This is a genomic window from Dactylosporangium sp. NPDC051541, assembly GCF_044454505.1.
Classification (GTDB): Bacteria; Actinomycetota; Actinomycetes; order Mycobacteriales; family Micromonosporaceae; genus Dactylosporangium.
Window position 1 is genome coordinate 522093 of sequence record NZ_JBITDU010000007.1, and the last position, 19767, is coordinate 541859.

15 protein-coding genes are annotated in these 19767 nt (G+C 73.6%); 5 read left to right on the top strand and 10 right to left on the bottom strand.

Features of this window, described 5'->3' with window-relative positions:
• Window positions 1-70: 70 nt before the first annotated feature.
• Window positions 71-712, top strand: a complete 642-nt coding sequence (locus ACIA8L_RS31540; RefSeq protein WP_395910225.1) for a TVP38/TMEM64 family protein — start codon at window positions 71-73, stop codon at window positions 710-712.
• 3 nt (window positions 713-715) lie between these two features.
• Here ACIA8L_RS31540 and ACIA8L_RS31545 read toward each other — a convergent pair whose 3' ends face one another.
• From ACIA8L_RS31545 to ACIA8L_RS31555, 3 genes are all read right to left on the bottom strand, one after another.
• Complete coding sequence (locus tag ACIA8L_RS31545) at window positions 716-1564, bottom strand: DUF4097 family beta strand repeat-containing protein (RefSeq protein WP_395910226.1); 849 nt, start codon at window positions 1562-1564, stop codon at window positions 716-718.
• Between the two features lie 35 nt (window positions 1565-1599).
• Window positions 1600-2112: a YlcI/YnfO family protein gene (locus tag ACIA8L_RS31550; protein ID WP_395910227.1), complete on the bottom strand. Its 513-nt coding sequence runs from the start codon at window positions 2110-2112 to the stop codon at window positions 1600-1602.
• Window positions 2113-2206: 94 nt separating this feature from the next.
• On the bottom strand, window positions 2207-3712 hold the full coding sequence (locus tag ACIA8L_RS31555) for an acyltransferase (protein WP_395910228.1): 1506 nt from the start codon (window positions 3710-3712) through the stop codon (window positions 2207-2209).
• Window positions 3713-3767: 55 nt separating this feature from the next.
• On the opposite strand from ACIA8L_RS31555, the gene ACIA8L_RS31560 reads away from it, so the two are divergent.
• Window positions 3768-5957: a putative bifunctional diguanylate cyclase/phosphodiesterase gene (locus ACIA8L_RS31560; protein WP_395910229.1), complete on the top strand. Its 2190-nt coding sequence runs from the start codon at window positions 3768-3770 to the stop codon at window positions 5955-5957.
• Here the strand turns inward: ACIA8L_RS31560 and ACIA8L_RS31565 are convergent.
• The gene (locus ACIA8L_RS31565) at window positions 5924-7405 is read right to left on the bottom strand and encodes a carboxylesterase/lipase family protein (RefSeq protein WP_395910230.1); all 1482 of its coding nucleotides are present in this window, start codon (window positions 7403-7405) and stop codon (window positions 5924-5926) included. The two genes, ACIA8L_RS31560 and ACIA8L_RS31565, sit on opposite strands and share 34 nt — an antisense overlap.
• A gap of 79 nt (window positions 7406-7484) precedes the next feature.
• On the bottom strand, window positions 7485-9140 hold the full coding sequence (locus ACIA8L_RS31570; RefSeq protein WP_395910231.1) for an MOSC domain-containing protein: 1656 nt from the start codon (window positions 9138-9140) through the stop codon (window positions 7485-7487).
• A 139-nt stretch (window positions 9141-9279) separates the two neighbouring features.
• On the opposite strand from ACIA8L_RS31570, the gene ACIA8L_RS31575 reads away from it, so the two are divergent.
• A complete protein-coding gene (locus ACIA8L_RS31575) occupies window positions 9280-9942 on the top strand; it encodes a response regulator transcription factor (protein ID WP_395910232.1) in 663 nt (220 codons plus the stop codon).
• Between the two features lie 28 nt (window positions 9943-9970).
• Window positions 9971-10417 carry an MSMEG_6728 family protein gene (locus tag ACIA8L_RS31580; RefSeq protein WP_395910233.1) on the top strand — a complete coding sequence of 149 codons (447 nt, stop codon included), beginning with the start codon at window positions 9971-9973 and terminating at the stop codon, window positions 10415-10417.
• 10 nt (window positions 10418-10427) lie between these two features.
• Here ACIA8L_RS31580 and ACIA8L_RS31585 read toward each other — a convergent pair whose 3' ends face one another.
• The 5 genes from ACIA8L_RS31585 to ACIA8L_RS31605 form a co-directional block, all read right to left on the bottom strand.
• Entirely contained in the window at window positions 10428-11021 is a 594-nt protein-coding gene (locus tag ACIA8L_RS31585) for an alpha-ketoglutarate-dependent dioxygenase AlkB (RefSeq protein ID WP_395910234.1), read from the bottom strand.
• 52 nt (window positions 11022-11073) lie between these two features.
• Window positions 11074-13569, bottom strand: coding sequence for a tetratricopeptide repeat protein (locus ACIA8L_RS31590; protein WP_395910235.1), 2496 nt, complete (start codon window positions 13567-13569; stop codon window positions 11074-11076).
• 94 nt (window positions 13570-13663) lie between these two features.
• Entirely contained in the window at window positions 13664-15841 is a 2178-nt protein-coding gene (locus tag ACIA8L_RS31595) for a HelD family protein (protein WP_395910236.1), read from the bottom strand.
• 22 nt (window positions 15842-15863) lie between these two features.
• A complete protein-coding gene (locus ACIA8L_RS31600) occupies window positions 15864-16250 on the bottom strand; it encodes an STAS domain-containing protein (RefSeq protein ID WP_395910237.1) in 387 nt (128 codons plus the stop codon).
• Window positions 16247-16795: a GAF domain-containing protein gene (locus ACIA8L_RS31605; RefSeq protein ID WP_395910238.1), complete on the bottom strand. Its 549-nt coding sequence runs from the start codon at window positions 16793-16795 to the stop codon at window positions 16247-16249. Before ACIA8L_RS31605 ends, ACIA8L_RS31600 begins: the two co-directional genes overlap by 4 nt.
• Window positions 16796-17097: 302 nt before the next feature.
• On the opposite strand from ACIA8L_RS31605, the gene ACIA8L_RS31610 reads away from it, so the two are divergent.
• A complete protein-coding gene (locus ACIA8L_RS31610; RefSeq protein ID WP_395910239.1) occupies window positions 17098-19704 on the top strand; it encodes a glycosyl hydrolase in 2607 nt (868 codons plus the stop codon).
• The last annotated feature ends 63 nt before the right edge of the window (window positions 19705-19767 follow it).

The following is a 19767-nucleotide window of genomic DNA, read 5'->3' on the forward strand; positions in this document are numbered from 1 at the left end:
GGGCCAGCCCTACCACCGCGAGCCGGCGGCGAGTCAGCTGCGGGCCCGCGGGTCGGGCATGATGTGAATCATGACGCGTGGAGCCCGGCTGTTGCGACTGGCCGGGCTCGTCGTCCTCGTCGGCGGGGTGGTCGCGGTCGCGGTGTTCGTCGGGCTGCCGGGGCGGGACGAGCTGCGGGCCTGGGCCGACGCGCTCGGCTGGTGGGCGCCGGCGGCGTTCGCCGGGCTGTATGGGGTGGTGTGCCTGTCGCCGCTGCCGAAGACCGTGTTCACCCTGGCCGCGGGGGCGTTGTTCGGGATCGCCGGCGGGCTGGTCGCGGTGGTCGTCGGTGCGCTGCTCGGGGCGGTCATGGCGCTCTACCTGGGGCGGTTGCTGGGCCGGGACGCCGTGCGGTGGCTGGCCGGTGGCCGCCTGGAGGCGGTCGACGCGGTGCTGGCCAGGCACGGCGTGCGGGCGATCCTGGTCGCCCGGCTGATCCCGGTGGTGCCGTTCACCGCGGTCAACTACGTGGCCGGGGTGACCAGTGTGCGGCTGCGGGACTTCCTGGTCGGGACCGCGATCGGCATCCTGCCGGCGACCGCGGCCTACGTGACGGTCGGCGCGTACGGCTGGCAGCCCGGGGCCTGGCCGCTATGGGCGGCCTTGGGCACCCTCGTCGTCCTCACGGCCGGGGGCCTGCTGCTGCAGCGCCGCCGCCGGGCGCACCCCTGAGGTTCAGGAGCGGCGGATGGTGATGTCCCCGTACGAGGTGCGGCCGCGGACCTGGACGGTCTCGTCGGTCGGCTCGGGGCGGGTGGCGTTGTGCAGTTCGTTGCGGACGTGGCCGAAGCCGGTGTTGACTTCCAGCCAGGCGGCGGAGCCGTCGGCGATGCCGATGTCCAGGTCGCCCAGCGCGCTCTCGGTGACGACCGAGCCCCGGATGACCGCGCCCAGGCGCACGTTGCCGAGCGCGGTCTTCGCGTCCACGCCGGAGCCGGCCCGGCCGACCGCGATGCTGCCGTTGGCGTTGCGGATGCGCACGTCACCGGAGACGGCGTCGACCGTGGACTCGCCGTTGGAGTTCTTGACGACCGCGGCCCCCTGCACGGCGCCGAGCTGCACCTTGCCGGTCCCGGTGGCGATCTCGGCATCGCCGGCGACGTCGAGCGCGGTGACGTCCCCGGCGCCCGAGTCGACGCGCAGGGCGCCGGTCTGCTCGACCCAGACGTTGCCGAGGCCGGTCTTGAGCCGGCAGTCGCCGAGCCGCCCGGTGAACCGGTAGTCGCCGAGCTCGAGCTTGCCGGTCACCCCGGAGCCGCTGGGCACCTCGACGACGACGTCGACCGAGCGGGTCGTGCGGGAGAAGTCGAACATCCGCGACTTCGGGCCGGTGATCCGCAGCTCGCCGCCGGTGTGGTCGACCCGCACCAGCCCGGCCGCCTCGACGTCGGAGCGTTCGCCGGGGTCGGTCGGGCGGATCTCGACGTTGGTGGTGGTGCGGTCGGGGGCGGCGGCGATACGCACATGGCCGACGGCGAGCTCGAGGCTGATGGTGATGGGTTCGGGCGTTTCGTACGTGGGCATGATCGTCCTCGCTTCGGGAGGTGGGTGGGTGGGTGTCAGCGGACCCAGCCGGAGAACCGCTGCGGCGTCCGGGTCGGGCCGGCCGCCGGTCCGGGGCGCTGGTCGCGTTGCAGTGCCGCGGCCGCGGCCCGGGCCAGCCAGGCGTTGACCGACCGGCCCTCGCGGGCCGCGGCCTCCTCGATGGCGGCTTTGAGCTGCTCGGGCAGGCGCACGTTGATCCGGGCGGCCGGACCGTCCTCGCCGGGCAGCGGTTCGCTGTCGGACGGGTCCGGCGCGGTGTCGTTCGCGGGCGCGGCCGGCTCGGCCGGTGGCGGGGTGACGACGAAGCTGGGGTCGCGTCCGCGGAGGCGCAGTTCGACGGAGCCGGGAGCCAGGTCCCGGGTGATCTCGTCGGCGGCCGCCGACAGCGTCTCCAGCAGCGTCATCCGGATCGCCGAGTCCAGCGCCCCGGTCAGGCGCTCGACCAGCGCACGCGACTCCTCGCCGCCGGCTTCGGCCAGGCCGGCGAACTCGCGGCCGAGGTGGTGCACGTGTGCCGTCAGATCCATGTGTGCCATCGTGGCACACATATGGCACACAGACAAGCCTTGGTGGCACAACGGCTGTGCCAAAGCGAAACGGCAATCGGGCAACTACTGTGCGTTATGATGCGGGGGCGGGCTCCGGGCGGTGCACGCCACGCGGGCGGTAGCCGAGCTGGTCTGACGCATCGACCAGATCGGCCAGCAGCCAGACGATGGCCAGCCACATCTCGGTGCCCTGCAGACCGGGCTCCGCGCCCGCGCTGAAGCCGAAGCCGCCGGACCAGTGGCCGAGCGCGTCGCGCAGCAGGGTGCGGGCGAGTGCTTCCACTTCGGCGCTGCGGTAGCCCAGCGACCGGGTGAGCCAGAGGGGGTGCGCGATATCGAGGATGTTGCACGCGTTCTGCCGGTCCCGACGGACGATCCGGGGGTCGCGCGCGTGGGCCAGTACCGTGTCCACCACCCGCTCCGGGTAGGGCAGGGGCAGCCCGAACTGCGCGAACGTGCCGCGCGAGGCCCGGTAGAAGCCGTTGACCAGCAGCCGCCGGTCGTCGTGCGGGGCGGTGCCCCACATGCCGGTGCGCGGGTCGGCGTTGCTCAGCAGCCACCCGAGGAGCGCCTCGAACGCCCCCGGCCGCCCTGGCTCGCCGAGGAGCCGGTTGCGATACATCGCGGTGGCCCGCACGTCCACCCAGTCCCCGGCCGTCCAGGGGTTCTCGGCCCAGGGCTGCGCGGCCAGACCGGCCATGACCTGTGCCGGCTCGGCCTCCGCGACGATCCGGATCGGCCCGGGGAGCCGGCTGCCGAGCAGCTCAAGCGCGTAGCCGACACACAGCACGTGGTAGTCGGCGACCTCGAACGGCACCGCCCGCAGCCGCTCGACCTGCACCTCGGCCGGCAGTTGCGGCGGCGCGCCCCCGAGGAGCAGATCGGCGATCTCGACCGCGTCACACTGCGCCCGCACGGTGGGCGCGGCACCGGGCGTGTCGACGAACGACCCTTCCGAAAAACAACGACGCAGCAGTGGTACAGCCTGAGCCCGCGCCCGATCCCCGAACGCCGACAGGTCATCCCTCGCCGGCCGCACCCGCCACTTGATCACCTTGGCCGGATTCCCGCCGACGACGGCACCCGCCGGCACATCGCGCGTGACGACCGCCCCGGCGGCCAGGACCGCCTTGTCACCGACGGTAACCCCGTCCAGCACGACGACATGGGATCCGATCCACACGTCATCGCCGATCCGGATGCCCCGGCTGCTCATCGGCTGCCGGAACACCTCCACGTCCGGGTCCTCGAACCCGTGGTTGAACCCGAGCAGCGAGGCGTGCGCCCCTATGCGCACCGCGTCGCCCAGCTCGACCGTCCCGCGCACGACCGCGTACGGGTTGATCGAGCAGTCCCGGCCGGCCCGCACCGAGTCGCTGACGTAGGCGTACGCGGCGACATAGCCGCCGTCGCCGAGTTCGAGCACCTCGTTGTCGACCGACGCCACCTCGGAGACGAAGCACCGTTCGCCGATGCGATGCCCGCGGCCGCGCAGCTCCTCCTGGTATGCGAGCTGCCGCTCCCGCTCGACCGGCGAAGACTCGGACCAGAACCGCCAGGGTGCGTAGTCGAAGCGCATGCCGATCATCATGGCAAAGCTCAACTCGGCCGCGCGCGTTCCGATGTTTGCGGCCATGAATAGCACCGAGGTCGCGGGCATCTCACTGTGCGCCCTGGAGCTCGTCGCGCTGGCACTGCACGTCCGCGCGGGCACCAGCTCCCGCCGGCCCCCGGCGGCCCGCCGGCCGTACCGGTTCACCGGCGCGGCCCTGGCCCTGCTGGTCGTGGCCGGGATCGGCTTCTCGGTCGCGTTCGGGACCGGGCACAAGGGCTGGGGCCCGGCGACCGTCCTCGCCGTCGTCCCGCGCCTGCTGGTCGTGCCGGTGCTGCTGGCCGGGCTGCTGGCGATGGCGGCCGCGACCCTGGACCGGCCCGCCCGCTGGAAGCTCGCCATGGACATGGCCACCGTGCTCGGCGCGAGCGTGATGCTGATGTGGTATCTGGTGCTCGGCCCGGTCCTGAGCGCCGGCGGCCTGTTCGAGCCGCTGCGGCTGGGCGCGGTGCTGTTCGCGTTCGGCGACCTCGTGCTGATCGTCGGCGTCAGCAGCGTGCTCCTGCGCGGCCCCGCCCCGGCCGCCCGGGCCCCGCTGGCGCTGATGCTGGCCGGGACCGTCGGCTACCTCGTCGTCGACACGGTCTTTCTCTACCAGACGGTGCACGGCACCGGCCCGGACGTGCTGGCCCCGGCCGCGCTGCACCTGCCGGTCCTGCTGATCCTGCTGGCGGCCGTCGTCCGGCCCGGGCCCGCCGCGGCCGGGGCCACCGCCGACCGGCCGCTGCCCGCCACCGCCTGGCTGCCCTACGCCGCCCTCGCCGGCGGCTACGCCCTGCTCCTCGTGGCCGCGGTCAAGACCGGCCTGCACCCCTGGGTCGGCCTGGTCGTCGGCGCGCTCGTCATGACCGGCGGCGTCGCGGCCCGGCAGTTCATCGCGGCCCGGGAGAGCTACACCCTCGGCGTCACCGACAGCCTCACCGGCCTCGCCAACCGCCGCGAGCTGCGCATCGCCCTGCGGGCCGCGGCCGACCGGCAGCGGCGCACCGGCCTGCCGATCGCCGCCCTGGTCCTCGACCTCAACGGGTTCAAGCAGGTCAACGACGACTACGGGCACGTGGTCGGTGACCGGATGCTTGTCGCGTTCGCCGAGATCCTGCGCCGCACCCTGCGCACCGGCGACGTCGCGGCCCGCCTCGGCGGCGACGAGTTCGCCGTCCTGCTCCCGCAGCTGCGCCGCGGCGAGGACGCGATCGCCGTCGCCGAACGGATCCTGGCCGCCTGCCGCACGCCGCTGCTCATCGGCGGCAACACCCTGCACCTGCGGGTGAGCATCGGCATTGCCTGCGCCGACAGCGCGGCCGACGCCCCCGACCTGCCGCACCGGGCCGACCTCGCGATGTACGCGGCGAAGCGTAGCGGCACCCTCGGCTGGGTGCTGTACTCGGCCGAGGCCGAGGAGGCCGACCGGGCCGCCGCCGCCCTCGCCGAGGACCTGACGCGGGCCGTGCCGGAAGGGCAGCTGCGCTTGATGTACCAGCCGATCGTGGCCCTGGCCACCGGCGAGCTCATCGCCGTGGAGTCCCTCGTGCGCTGGCAGCACCCGGTGCACGGGCTGCTCGGCCCGGACCGGTTCATCCCCGCCGCCGAGCGCACCGGCCTCATCAACGCCATCGGCGCCTGGGTGCTGCGCGAGGCCTGCCGCCAGGTGGGGCAGTGGCAGGCCGCGCTGCCGCCGGGGCGCCGGCTGTACGTCAGCGTCAACCTGTCACCGGTCCAGCTGGAGCGCCGGACGCTCGCCGCCGACGTCCTCGCGGTCCTGGACAGCGTCGGCTACGACCCGCGCGACCTCGTCCTGGAGATCACCGAGAGCGCGCTCGTCGACGACCGGTCCGCCGTCCCGCAGCTGGAGGAGCTGCGCACGCACGGGGTCCGGATCGCCCTGGACGACTTCGGCACCGGGTATTCGTCGCTGCGGTACCTCACCCGCCTCCCGGTCGACATCCTCAAGCTCGACCGCTGCTTCGTCAACGAGCTCAACGGCGAGCGGGAGGGCGCCGCGGTCGCCGAGGCCGTCATCCGCCTCAGCCAGATCCTGCACATGGACACGGTCGCCGAGGGCATCGAGAACGAGGCCCAGGCGACCGAGCTGACGCTGCTCGGCTACCGCAACGCCCAGGGCTACCACTACGCCCGCCCGCTCCCGCCGGCCGAGCTCGAGGCCCGGCTGACCGGCTCCTACTCGATCAGTGGCAGCGCCGGGAACGCGTAGTCCTGCCAGATGCGCCGGGACGCCTCCTCCGGGTAGGCGGCGACCTCCGGTGTGATGTCGAACAGCCGCGTGCGGCGCTGCTCCGCGTCGTACTGCGGCCAGCCCGGGTCGCCGGTGACGGCGAACGCCGTCCAGGCGGTGCGCAGCTGCTCGGACAGCGCCTCGGCGTCGGCCCCGGCGTCGCCGAAGAGCATGGCGGGCTGGTTGCCCTCGAGGTTGCCGAAGACGAGGGGCACGTCGAGCCCGTGTGCCGCGCCGAGGCTCGGCGCGGCCCAGGTCAGCTCGTAGAGGTAGGTGCGGCCCCCACCGGCCGCGTGGGCCTCGGCGAGGCGCAGGCTCGGCATGCGGAACAGCCAGTCGCCGTGGACCAGCTCGTACAGCTGCTCCGGGGCCGCGTCCGGGAACGCCTCCCGGTAGCGGGCCTCGCCGTCCGGGCCGGGCGCGAAGATTCGCAGTGCTTCGGCCGCCTGCTCGGCGGTGACCTGGCCGAGCACGCCGGTCAGGGCGCTGAACAGGCGGTGCTCGTCGCGGGTGTGCCCGGCGATCAGCTCGACGGGCCCGCTCGCACCGGCGGCGATCGCCGTGAACGGGTGCGCCGGCAGGACGTCGCCGTCGATGACCGGCGCGAACTGCACCGCGCGGTGACCCACCCGGCCCCACTGCGCGGCCCGCGCGGGCATCTTCCCGGCGACCTCGATCGCGGCCTCGACCAGCAGCTCCGGGTCCACGTCGGCCAGCTGCGCGACCGTCGCGCCCAGGCCCAGCTCGGCGGTGCAGGCGGCGGCGATGTCGGCCGCGAGCTTCGGTGTGAAGAAGGCGCCGGGCACGCTCTGCGCGATGGCCCGCTGGAACAGCCCGGCGGCCCGGGGCATCGCCAGGAGGCAGGCGACCGAGCTGGCGCCGGCCGACTCGCCGAAGACCGTGACCCGGTCCGGGTCGCCGCCGAAGGCGCGGATCTCGTCGCGGACCCACTCGAGCGCGGCGACCTGGTCGAGCAGTCCGCGGTTGGCCGGCGCGCCGGCGATCTGGGCGAAGCCCTCGAACCCGACGCGGTAGTTGAACGTCACCACCACGACGCCGGCCTCGCGGGCCAGGCGGGCGCCGTCGTACTCCGGGTTGCCGGACTTGCCGATCGTGAACCCGCCGCCCTGAATCCAGACCATCACCGGCCGCGCCGCGTCCGGCGAGGGGCTCGCCGTCCACACGTTGACCGTGAGCCAGTCGTCGCCCGCCACCGTCTCGGTGCGGCCGAACGGCGCCGGCTGCGGGGGCGGCGGGCCGAACGAGAACGCCTCGCGCACGCCGTCCCACGGGGCCGCGGGCCGCGGGGCGGCGAAGCGCAGGGCGCCGACGGGCGGCGCGGCGAACGGGATGCCGCGGAACACCGTCACGCCCGCCTCGACCCGGCCGCGCAGCGCACCGGCGGCAGTACGGACTGCTGATGACATGGTGCTGTCTCCTTCAGGTCTCGCGCTGCCCGGCCGCATTGTCGCGCCGACCCGGCCGCGCGAGCCACCGAATTTCGGCTCAGAGATCCAGCACCACGTCCGTCGCCGGGCGGGCACAGCAGACGAGGGTGTTGCCGGCGGCCGGGGGCTCCAGGGGCTCGGGGGAGTAGGTGACCTCGCCCGACAGCAGCGGGGTCTCGCAGGTGTGGCAGACGCCGGTGCGGCAGCTCCAGCGGGTCGGCACGTCGCACGCGTCGGCCAGGTCGAGGAGGCTGCCGGTGGCCGGGAACGGGACGGTGAGGCCGCTGCGGGCGAACGTGACGCGCGGGCCGGTCCCCGGCTCGCCGTCCGGCTCGTGCGGGGGCCGGGCCGGCCGGGCCACCAGGCCGGGGTTGACGGCCGCGCGGGCGGCGAACGCCTCGGTGTGGATGCGGGCCGCGTCCAGGCCGGCCGCGGCGAGCGCCGTGCCCATGTCGGCCATGAACGCGTCGGGGCCGCAGACGTACGCGTCGGCGCAGGACGGCAGCGCCAGCTCGGCCAGCCGGGCGGCGGTCAGGCGGCCCGTCGTCGCGCTGTAGAAGACGTGCACCCTGGCGTTGAGCGCGGCGGCCAGCGCGTGGGCCTCGGCCCGCAGCGGGTGCTCGGCCGGGCTGCGGGCGGCGTGAATCCACCAGACCTCGCGGTTCGCCGGCGCGGCCGCCAGGTGGTGCAGCATCGCCAGGACCGGGGTGAGGCCGATGCCGGCCGAGAGCAGCAGGACCGGGGCGTCGCCGTCGGCGAGGAAGAAGTCGCCGCGGGGCGCGGCCGTGTCCAGCGACGCGCCCGGGCGCACGTCGCCGGTGAGGTAGCGGCTGGCGGGGCCCTCCCGCTTGACGGTGATCCGGTAGGTGTCCTCGCCCGTCGTGGACAGCGAGTAGCTGCGGACCGGGCCGTTGCCGGGCAGACGCAGGGTGAGGTACTGCCCGGGCCGCGCCACCGGCAACGCGGAGCCGGACGGGTCGGCCAGCCGGATCGACGTGACCGACGCGTTCTCCGGCACGACCGCGGCCACCCGCAGCGGCCGGAACCCGGTCCACGCCGGCGGTGGCGTCGCGGCCGCGGTCAGCATGTCCCGGAACGAGCCCTGCCAGCCCGGGCTCAGGGCGGCGATGCCCGTGGCCACGCGCACTCTGGCGAGGTCGGGCTCAGGGAGGTACAACAGGGAATCGGCTTCGGCAATTGACAGCGTGCCGGGGCCCGTCCCGATCCGGACGATGGCGTCGCCGGCCCGGACGCGGCCCTCGCGCAGCACGCGCATGTAGAAGCCGGGGCGGTGGTGACTGACGAGCAGGGCCGCCATCTCCGGCACACCGAGCCGCAGCCCGACGCGGTAGCAGGTCACGCGGGGCTGGGTGACCTCGAACTCGGCTTCGCCGATGCGGTATCGGTCGCCGACGCACACCTCGGCGTCGGGCAGGCCGTCGACGGTCAGGTTCTCGCCGAACTGCCCGTAGTCGTCCGGGGCGAGGCCGAGCCGGTGGTGCCAGTGCCGGTAGGAGTCGAGCTGGTAGACGAGGACGGCCCGCTGCTCGCCGCCGTGCCCCGCGGTGTCGCCCTGCCCGTCGCCGTCGAGGTTGTGCCGCCGGGCCGTGACGGGGCCGCTGACGGGGCGTTTCCAGACGCCGGTGAAGATGGTCCGGCCCTGCCACGGCACGTCCTTCGGCCGCCCGACGTTGACCGACACCAGCGTCGCCATCCGGTCAGCTTGCCATCCCGGGCGCCGGGGCGGCATCGTTCCCACAGAGTGAACGGCGGCCGACCGGATTCGGTGCCACCTGGCATAGTGAGCGGTCGCGATCGATGGAGCCCGCAGACCAGGGGGAGGTGCCGGGGCGTTGATCCGCCTGCTGCTCGTCGACGGTGACCCGCACTCCGCCGTCCCGCTCGCCACCCTGCTGCGGGGCGAGGGCTTCGAGGTCCGGGTGGCGGTCACCGCCGGTGAGGCCGTGCGCACGTTCGACGAGTCCGGCGCCGACCTGGTGCTCCTCGACGGCGGCCTGAGCCTGTGCCGGGCGCTGCGGACCCGCTCGAAGGTCGGGATCATCGTGCTGAGCGGCCGCGACACCGAGGACGACAAGGTGGCCGCGCTGGAGTTCGGCGCCGACGACTACGTGACCCGCCCCTACGGCCAGCGCGAGCTCGTCGCCCGCGTCCGCGCCGTGCTGCGCCGCAGCTCGGGCCGCGGCCGCGGGGCCCGCCCGGCCGTCATCACCGCCGGCCCCGTCCGCCTCGACCCGGCCGCGCACACGGCCAGCATCACGGGCCGCCCGCTCGACCTGCCGTTGAAGGAGTTCCAGCTGCTCGAGGCCCTGGTCCGCAACCCCGGCCGGACCCTGGCCCGCGACCAGCTCCTGGACACCGTCTGGGAGGGCGCGGCCGGCGACAGCAACACGCTCAACGTGCACATCAAGCGCCTCCGGGCCAAGATCGAACCGGACCCGGCGGCGCCGCGGCACCTGGTCACCGTGCGGGGGATCGGCTTCAAGTACCTCCCTTGAGCCCGGCGGCCCGGGGTATGAGCGGGGCATGCAGACGTTCCTGCCGTATCCGGACTTCGCGGCCAGCGCCCGCGTGCTCGACCCGCGCCGGCTCGGCAAGCAGCGGGTCGAGGCGCTGCAGGTGCTGCGCGGCCTCGTCGTGCCCGGCTACGGCTGGCGGCACCATCCGGCGGTGAAGATGTGGGCCGGGTGCGAGGAGGCCCTGGTCCGCTACGGCCTGGAGATGTGCGACGCCTGGACCGCCCGCGGGCACGCCGACACGGTCGCGGCGACCCTGATCGCCTCGCGCGACGGCCCGGCCCGCACCCAGGAACAGCTCGCCCGGGTCGTCGCGCTGCCGGTGTGGCTGGGCCGCGACGACGTGCACCGCAGCCACCGCTCGGCCCTGGTCCGCAAGGACCCCGCGTTCTACGGCCCGCTGTTCCCGGACGCCGACCCGGACGAGCCCTACGTCTGGCCGGCGGCAAGCGCTTGATCGGCGAGCGCTAATCGATCAGTACCGTCCGGAACGTGAGCGAGACCCGCCGCCCGCGCGGCACCACAACCCCGTCCCACCGGTCACCCTTGCGGGCGGCGATCCCGTGCCGCCAGTCATACCGCGCCGCCCCACTGAGCACGAACAAGCTCCCGACCTCGAGCAGCACATCCTCACGGCGCGCCTCCTGGCCGTCACGCGCGGGCAGCGTCATGGTGAGCACGCACGCCGACCCGAGCGACACCGACAGCACGGTCCCCCCGAAACACGGCACGCAGTCGACGTGGGCCGCGATCCCTTGCCCCGGCTGATACTCGTTGACAATCATCTGATCCGGCACGGCGGGCGCATACCCGTCGTCGTGCAGCCGCCGCCCCAGCGCCGCGGCCCACTCGGGCAACGGCCCGAGAAAGAGATCGGCGTCGACCCGCTTGCGCGTGTAGTCGTAGCGGTAGCCGTAATGCTGCACCCGCCGCCGCAGATCCTCCCGCCACGGCTGCCCGTCGATGGTGGCGAGCAACGCCTCCTGCTCACCATCGGCCAGGTATCCGCCAACGTAGCGCAGCCCATCAACGCGACCGGCAACCGCCTGCACATCACCCACGCCGCCACCCTACCCACGCCGGTACTACCTCGGGTCGCCCGTCCACCGCCGGTCAGCGGAGCGGCAGCTCGGCGAACAGGTGGCCGGGGCCGGCGGTCGAGTGGTCGAGGGCGGCACGGCAGGCCGACAACCGCGCAGCCAGCCGCGGAGCATGTCGTTGGAGCCGGGCCAGATCGGTCCGGCTGTCCAGCAGCTGGGCCCAGAGCACGTTGCGTCCCAGTTCGAGCAGCTCAACGGCGAGCCGGGCCCGGTCACCGGCGACCGCCGAGGCCCCGCCGTCGACGGCGAGCGTAGCGCCGTAGGTCTCGAGCAGGTGATACTGGTCGTCCCGGCCGATACCGCGCCACGCGAGCAGCGGCAGCAGGTTGAGCGCGGCGGAGTATGCGCCGATCGCCGCGGCCGGACCCCGGGCCCAGGCGAGGCTGTCGGCCGACAGGCGGGCGGCCACCATCCTCGTCGCCGTCGCTGCCATCGGCATCGCGATGGCGGCCGACCAGCTGGTCACCGCCGCATCCAGGTCGTCGGCCGATCCGGTGCCGAAATGCCGGGCGAAGAGCGACTGGCCGACCAGATCGAGGTACGCGGCGCGATCCGGATGGTCGACCGGCGTGTGCGCCACCGCCTGACGCGCCAGATCGATCGCTTCGTCGAGGGCGGTCCGGCTCCCGGTTCGTCCATGCTGGCACAGCAGAACGGAGCTCAGCGTCGCGAGACTGCCAGCACGCGCCGGATGATCGGCCGGAATCGCCCGCACGCTCTGTCGGGCGGCGTCCGTCGCATGGTCGAGGGCCGACGCGTCGCTGCTGTGAACAGCCCGCGCCAGCAGCGCATCCGCGAGGTTGTACAGGTACGTGGACCGGTCGGGGTGGTCGGCTGCGGTCGCCGCCAGCGCTTCGCGCAGGACGTGGACGGCCTCGTCGAGAGCGGCCACATCGGCGCTGCGCCGGTACCGTTCCCGCAAGACGCTGCTCATGGTGGCCAGGAAGCCGGCGCGGTCAGGGTGGTCGAGCGGGCACTCGGCCGCGGCTCGGCGGATCGCTTCGAGCGCCGCGTCCAGATCGGCCATCGCTGTGAACTGTCCATACCGGACGAGGAGCGCTCCGGCCACGGTCGACAGGCAGACCAGCCGATCGGGCCGGTCGGCTGTGGACGCGAGCACCGCGCCCCGGCTGGCCTCAATCGCTCGATCGAGGTCGGCGCGCCGGCCGGTGCGTTCATGTCGGATCAACAGCGCGGTTGCAAGACTCAAGAGGTATGCGTCTCGCTCCGGGTGGTTTGCGTCCGTGGAATCCACGGCCTGTTGGGCGGTCTCGATGGCGGTCGACAGATCCGTCGTCGCCCCGGTCCGCTCGAACCTGGTCTGGAGTGTGACGCTGAGGCTGGATAGCAGGTCCGCCCGCCCCGGATGGTCCGGCGGTACGACCTCGGCCGCGCGCCGCCCGGCGTCGACAGCCTGGTCCAGATCCACTGTCGACCCGGTTCGCTCGAACCGGACCCGAAGCGACCGCATCAGCGCCAACCAGATACCGGCATCAGCGGGCCGGCCGCTGGTCGCCGTCGTGACGGCGCGCCGCTGGGCGTCCACTGCCTCATCCAGGTCGGCCGGGTCGCCCAGCCGGCCGTATCGCGTCTGCAGCGCGCTGCCGAGCGTCGACAGTCCCACGGCCCAGTCAGCACCCCCGGCCGGGGTGCGGGCGACGGCTTCGCGACCGGCCTCGACCGCCGCAGTGAGATCCGCCAGCCTTCCGACGCGTTCGTATCGGGTCGACAACGCCCGGCTCAGCGTGGTCAGGTAGCCGGCCGACCGGCGATTGCCCGCACCGGCTGTCCGCACCGCCCGCTGAGCGAGATCGATGGCCTCATGGAGGTCGACCAGTGCACCGGCGTGGAGGTATCGGCTCCACAGGAGGACGGCAACGCTGTGCATGCGCTCGGCGGTCGACGAGGACCCGGACGGCGTCGTTGACAGCGCCCGCCGTGCGGCCTCCACCGCCGCGTCAATGTCCGCCGCCGATCTGGTGATCTCATACAGGGATTGCCGGGCACGCGCGGCGTAAGCCCAACGCACCGCGTGGTTCGGATCCGAAATCCCGGTCGCCCCGGCGGCCGATCGCCAAGCCGCCGCGGCGGCACCGATGTCAGCCACGGCGCCCACGAGCCCGTAGCGCCGCTCCAGGGAGGTGGCGAGGTTCGCGTGGCGGAGGGGGTATGCGGCGTCCTCGACCGCGGTGAGCAGCGCCGCCTGCCGGAGGGCCGCGATCGCAGCGTCCAGTGCGCCGGCATCCGATGCCTGCTGGAATCTGTAGCTTTGCGCGACACCGAGGTTCGACAGGCGGCGCCCTCGATTGGGATCGTCTGCTGGGGTGCGGGCCAGACATGCGTCGAAGGCGTCGATGACGCCGTCCAGATCCGTCGGTCGGCCCGTCCGTTGGTAGCGGTCCAGCAACATTCGCTCCACGGCGGCGGGGTCGCCGGCGATGGCGGCCGGCTCCAGCGCGGTAGCCTGCGCCAGAGCCGCACGGACCGTGGAAGGGTCGGTGGGAGCCATCAGGAAAAGCTACTCGCCGTTCGGGCCGCCGGAGGACTTTCGCCGCGGCCCGGGACGATCGTCAAACTTCGACGGACGCCGGCTGAGGCTCGGGTCAGCGCAGGAACGGGGGGAGGGGGGTGGTGTGCAGGACGGTCAGGCTGGCGACGGCTCGGGTCAGGGCTACGTACAGGCGGTTGCGGCCGCGGGGTTCGGCGGCGACGATGGCTGCCGGTTCCACGAGGATGACGTGGTCGTACTCCAGGCCCTTCACCAGGCTCACCGGGATCACGGGGCCCGGCAGCGTTGTGGCCTGCTCGTCGGCGGCTATGACGGCTGTTGTCGCTTCGGGCGGGAGGTCGGCCAGAGCCGCGTGGATCGCGGCCGGCACATCGTCGACCTCGCGGATGGTCAGGGTGCCGCCGGGGCGGTAGGAGCGGGTCGGTTCGATGCCGGGGGCGAGGGCGCGGGCGGCGTAGTCGGCGATCGTCTGTGGCACCCGGTAGCCCGTCGGCAGATCCAGGGTGCGGACCTCGCGTTTGCCCAGGCGGGCCAGGAGGGCCGGCCAGGACCCGGCGGCCAGGGGGTGGGTGGCCTGGCCCAGGTCGCCGACGATCGTCATCGACGCGTACTCGGCGCGGCGGGCGATCATCCGGCACTCCATCGGGGACAGGTCCTGGGCCTCGTCGAGGATGACGTGGAGGTATGGGTCCTCGACGCTGGGCCCGTCGTCCGGCTCGGGCGCCGGGAGCGGGTCGGCCAGGAGGGGGACGTAGCCCTCCTCGCCGTGCGGGTCGTAGCCGTCGGTCCAGCCGGTCACGTGGTGGCCCTCGCGGAGGATCACGGCCTCGGCCCAGCGTTGGGCGGCGCCGATGGCGTCGTTGTCGATGCCGGGGCCGGCCAGGGCCATGGGGGTGGCCAGGCCCGGTGCGTACAGTTCCCAGCCGTCGCGCAGGCCGCACGCCAGCACGAACGTCTCGACCAGGCGGGTGCCGGTGCTCAGCTCCCGCAGCTGCCACTCCGGCGGCGGGGCCTTCGGTGCCACCGGCGGGTCGCCCAGCAGGACGGACAGCTCGTCCAGCAGCGGGATGTCGTCGACGGAGCGGTCCGGGCCGAAGCGCCAGGACAGGACCGCATCCGGGGTCAGGACCGGCCACCACGCGTCCAGGAACGTCAGGAACTCGGGGCGGGCGACGACCTCCTCGGCGTCGAACTCGGTCACGGTGCGGGTTCGCAGCGTCCCGAGCAGTACCGCCGCCGCCGTTTTGCGGGAAGCATTCAACAACGTGCCGTTGCGCTCGCAGCGGGCGCGGATCCGGCGGCGGGCCTCGGCCAGGTCCGGCTCCCGCAGGACGAGCACCTGCCCGGAGTACACCAGCCGCAGTTGCTTCGGCGCCTCGGGCGATGCCTGCCACATCAGGTCCTCGAGCACGGGCCGGATCGACTCGGAGCCCTTGACCGCGGCGATGTCGGCCGGGTCGCGGCGGGTGGCGCAGACGCCGTCGACGAGATCGCCCAGGGCGCGCAGGTGGACGCTGTCCTCGCCGAGGGCCGGCAGGACGCGGGCGATGTAGTCGGTGAAGACCGCCGACGGGCCGACGACGAGGATGCGGCCGCCGGTGAAGCGGGCGCGGTCGGTGTAGAGCAGGTAGGCGGCGCGGTGCAGGGCCACCTGCGTCTTGCCGGTGCCGGGGCCGCCGGTGATGACCGTGACGCCGCGGGCGGGGGCGCGGATCGCGGCGTCCTGCTCGTGCTGGATCGTGGTGACGATGTCGCGCATGTGCGGCCCGCGGGAGCGGCGCAGCGCGGCCAGCAGGGCACCCTCGCCGAGCACCTGGAGCCCTTCGGCGGCGTCCGGGTCGAGCACGTCGTCGTCGAGGTCGAGGACCCGCTGGCCCCGGCAGATGATGACCCTTCGCCGGGCGACACCCAACGGAGCGCCGGGCGTGGCCCGATAAAAGGCTTCGGCGGCCGGCGCGCGCCAATCGATGAGCAAAGGCTCCAGGCCGTCGCGGACGCCGAGTCTTCCGATGTGGTACTGCTCCCCGTCATCGAAGTCCAGACGCCCGAACACCAGGCCCTCCTCCGCGGCGGCCAGGGCGGCCAGCTGCCCGGCGGCGCGATGGACCATGGCGTCGCGCTCCACGAGCCCGGTGAGCGGACCGGCGGCGGCCCGGCGGTGGCCCTCACCCGCGAGCGCGCCCGCCTGGGCCCGTTTCGCGTCGAGGAGCCGGTAGACGTGGTCGACGACCTGTTGTTCGGCAGCGATCTCCCGCATACGCAGATCAGGCACGGTACCCGAGCGTAGGCGCAGCTCAGGGCCGGAAAATCAGCATTCGCGACGATTCGTGCGATGGCTTCGACCGGTACAATGAATCTGAGAGGCGCTGGAGCACGGCCCGGGCCATCCGGTTCGGCCCGGTCACCACGGTGCACGGCACCGGGCAGGCGTGCGTGGCCTCGATGAGCAGCCGGGCCCCCGCGACCGCGAGGACGTCGAGCCCGCGCAGGTCGACCACGAGCTCCTCGTGCGGGTCCAGCTCGGCCAGGACCTGCCAGAGCACGCGGGCGCAGCCGGGGGCGGTGCTCGCGTCGAGCGCGCCGCACACGGTCAGCGTGACGACGCCGTCGGCGGTGCGGGCGACCACACTGCTCGCGACCGGGGCCGGCGGGGACGTGCCGCGGGCCTGCGACCGGCTCATCGCGGCGGCCGCCGCCGACGCGAGGCGGTCCTGCCCCGCCGGCCGGCGGTGCGGTAGAGCAGGGACAGCAGGCCGAGGACCCGGCGGTCGCCGTCGCGCAGCGGATAGGCCTGCGCGGCCCGGAACCCGGCGGCGAGCGTCACGTCGAGCGTCGGCTGCCCCGCGAAGATCGGGCTCGTGGTGACGTCGTCGACGACGACCGGCGCCCCGCCGGCGAGGGCCGCCCCGCACACCGACGGGCAGGTCGCGTCGACGGTCGCGAACGCGTCCACGTATTCGGCCGGCAGCCCGCGGTGCCGGGCGATGCGCAGCACCCGGGTGCCCGGGTCCCGCGCGTAGAGGGCGCAGGCGTCGGCGACCCCGGCCGCGGCGACGATGATCGCGCTGCGGACCGTCGGCCGGTCGGCCAGCACCATGAAGTCGTCGGCGACGAGCGTCTGCGGCTCGGCCGACAGGCGATCGTGGAACACCGTCAGGAGATCGCGGCGGCTGGTCCGCACCTCGGCGTCGATGAGGTCCTGCTGCATCCGGCGCAGCTCCGTCATCGCGACCACCTCGGGTGGGACGGCTTCCGTGCGGCTCACGCTACTCCGGCGGCGTCGGGAGCGCCCGTTGACCATCACCTTCGTGGCGCCAATCGTCAGACGATCCAGTGTGACGTGATGGTGTTTGTTCATAGATCACCATCAACCCTTGCCGTCACCCTTCTTCGATTCCGCGGGGTTCGGCCCCGCTTTCCCGGCCGGTCGGTGCGATGAACGATCGGGCGTGAACGCGCCGGTCGACCGGCCGGCGTTCGTCACGGAGGGGGCGGGCATTGGGGCCCAGAATGCACCGACGTGTGTCCATGGTCGCCGGGTTGTCGGCGACGGTTCTCATCCTCGGCGGGCTGCCCGCCGGCGCGGCACCCCCGGGGGCACCCCGGCCCGCGCACGCCACCGACCGCGCGGCAACCGCGCATCGCACCGGCACCGTCGCGAGTCTCGCTCCTGGCGACGACGACGAAGAGGGCTCCAGCGACATCATGGAGCAGGCCGACCAGTGGAACGAAGCCCGCAGCGCACCCGGAGTCGTCGCGCCCGGTGCCTACTCGGCGGCCTGGGCCCAACTCCAGGCCCTGCCGCGCACGGGCGGGCGGTGGAACGACGAGACGGCGCTGCCGTACAACTCCGACGACCCGCGGTACCGCGACATCAACTCGAACTCCTCGGGCGGGGCCGGCCGGGTGACCGGCCGGGTGGTCGGCATGGCCGCCGACGACCGCGGCTACGTCTACGCCGGCTCGGCCAACGGCGGCGTGTGGCGCTCCTCCACCGGCGGCGGCCGCTGGCAGCCGATCTCCGACAAGCTGCCCGCCCCGGCCACCGGCGACCTGCGCCTCGACGGCCGCGGCCGGCTGTGGTTCGCCACCGGCGAGGCCAACACCAGCGCGACGAGCTTCGTCGGCACCGGCGTGTATGTCCTGGCCGACCCGCGCCACGGCGAGTTCCGCAGCTCCGACCGGGTCGGCGGCACAGAGCTGGAGAACACCACCATCCGGGCCCTGCGCTTCGGCGGCGACACCGTCTGGGCGGCGACCAGCCGCGGCGTGTGGACGCACTCGGTCAGCAACCTGTCCGGGCCGTGGCACCTCGAGTTCGCGCCGAACCCGTCGTTCCTGCCGGGCGGGGCCGACGCCGCCGACGACGACGCGGCGTACAAGAACATCGCCAACGACGTCGCCATCGACCCGCGCGACCCGTCGAAGGTCGTGCTCGCCATCGGCTGGCGCAGCGGCGACGACTACAACGGCTTCTACACCAAGGTCGGCGGCGCCTGGCAGCGCACCACCCTGGCCGGGGCCATCGCCAGCGACCCCGACAACGTCGGCGCGGTCACCTTCACCCGCTCCGCCGACGGCTCGAAGTACTACGCGATCGAGCAGTCCCCGGAGATGCTCAACACGAATCCCGACAGCAACCTGTACGGCGTGTTCGTCTCCGCCAACGGCTCCCCGTTCGGCCCGTGGACGCGGATCGCCGACTACCACAAACTCGCCGCGTCCGGCTCGGCGCTCACCGACGCGGGCTACATGCCCGGCGTCCAGGCCTGGTACAACCAGTTCCTGCAGGTCGACCCCAAGGACCCCCGGCACCTGTACCTCGGCCTCGAGGAGGTCTTCGAGACCAAGGACGCCGGCGCGACCTGGACGACGCCGGGGCCGTACTGGAACTTCCCGTTCCCGTGCTGGAGCATCGACCCGTCGAAGCAGACCGGCGACTGCCACCAGACCGTCCACGCCGACCAGCACGCGGCCGCGGTCGGCAGCAACGGCGGCCAGCCCTACCTGCTCGTCGGCGACGACGGCGGCATCTACCGGCGGCCCGTCAACGGCCGCGCCGACACGACCGGCCACGCCACCGACTGGGCATCGCTCAATGACGGCACCATCGACGTGCTGCAGTACTACTCCGTCGGCGTCGGCGCCGACCGCCAGGGCCACACTCCCGGCGTGGCGATCAGCGGCGGCCTGCAGGACAACGGCGAGTCGATCCTGCGCCCCGGCGATCGGGTCATGGGCTCCAACTTCGGCGGCGACGGCGGCGACACCATCGTCGACCCGGCCAACGGGTGCAACATCGCGGCCGAATACGTGTATCTGGCCCTGTCCGTGACGAACAACTGCGCGGTCAACGACGGCTCCTGGACCACGGACCCGTCGAAGGTCTCCAGCCGCAACATCGCCCCGCCCGACAACGCCCTCGGCTCGGCCGGCGCCCGGTTCATCGCGCCGATCGCGGCCGGCGGCAACGACTGGGTCGCCGGCGGCACCCACGTGTGGATCCAGCACAAAGGCTTCGCCATCCAGTCCGGCGCCGACTGGATCAACGTGTTCGACCTCGGCGCCGGCCACGTCGCCACCGGCGTCGCCATCTCCGGCGGCCAGGTCTACGTCGGCTGGTGCGGCCCCTGCAACAACCAGGGCTTCACCCGCGGCATCGCCGTCGGCCGGGCCGACGGCACCGGCTGGCACCAGCTGGCCCTGCCGGTCGACGGCGTCATCCCCAACCGGTACGTCTCCGGCTTCGACGTCGACCCGGCCAACCCCGACCACGTGTTCGTCGCCATGAACGGGTACTCCCGCAAATGGACCGAAGGCCCCGGCGCCGGCGTCGGGCACATCTTCGAGTCCCGCGACGCGGGCGCACACTGGACCGACATCTCCGCCGACCTCCCCGACATCCCGGCCAACGCCGTGAAGGTCAGCTGGGGCGGCGGCCTGATCGTCGGCACCGACCTCGGCGTGTTCTACCGCCCGCCGGGCCGGACCGGCTGGAAGGTCCTCGGCCGCAACCTGCCGACGACCACGACGATGGAGCTGCGGGTCGGGCCGACGGGGCTGCGGCTCTACGCGGCCACGCACGGGCGCGGCGTGCAGTCGTACGACCTGTGGCAGCTGCTGCTGTTCGGCTGAGCCACGTCATCCGGAACAGCGCCGCCGTCGGTGACGGCGGCGCTGTTCGCTGTGCCGGCCCTG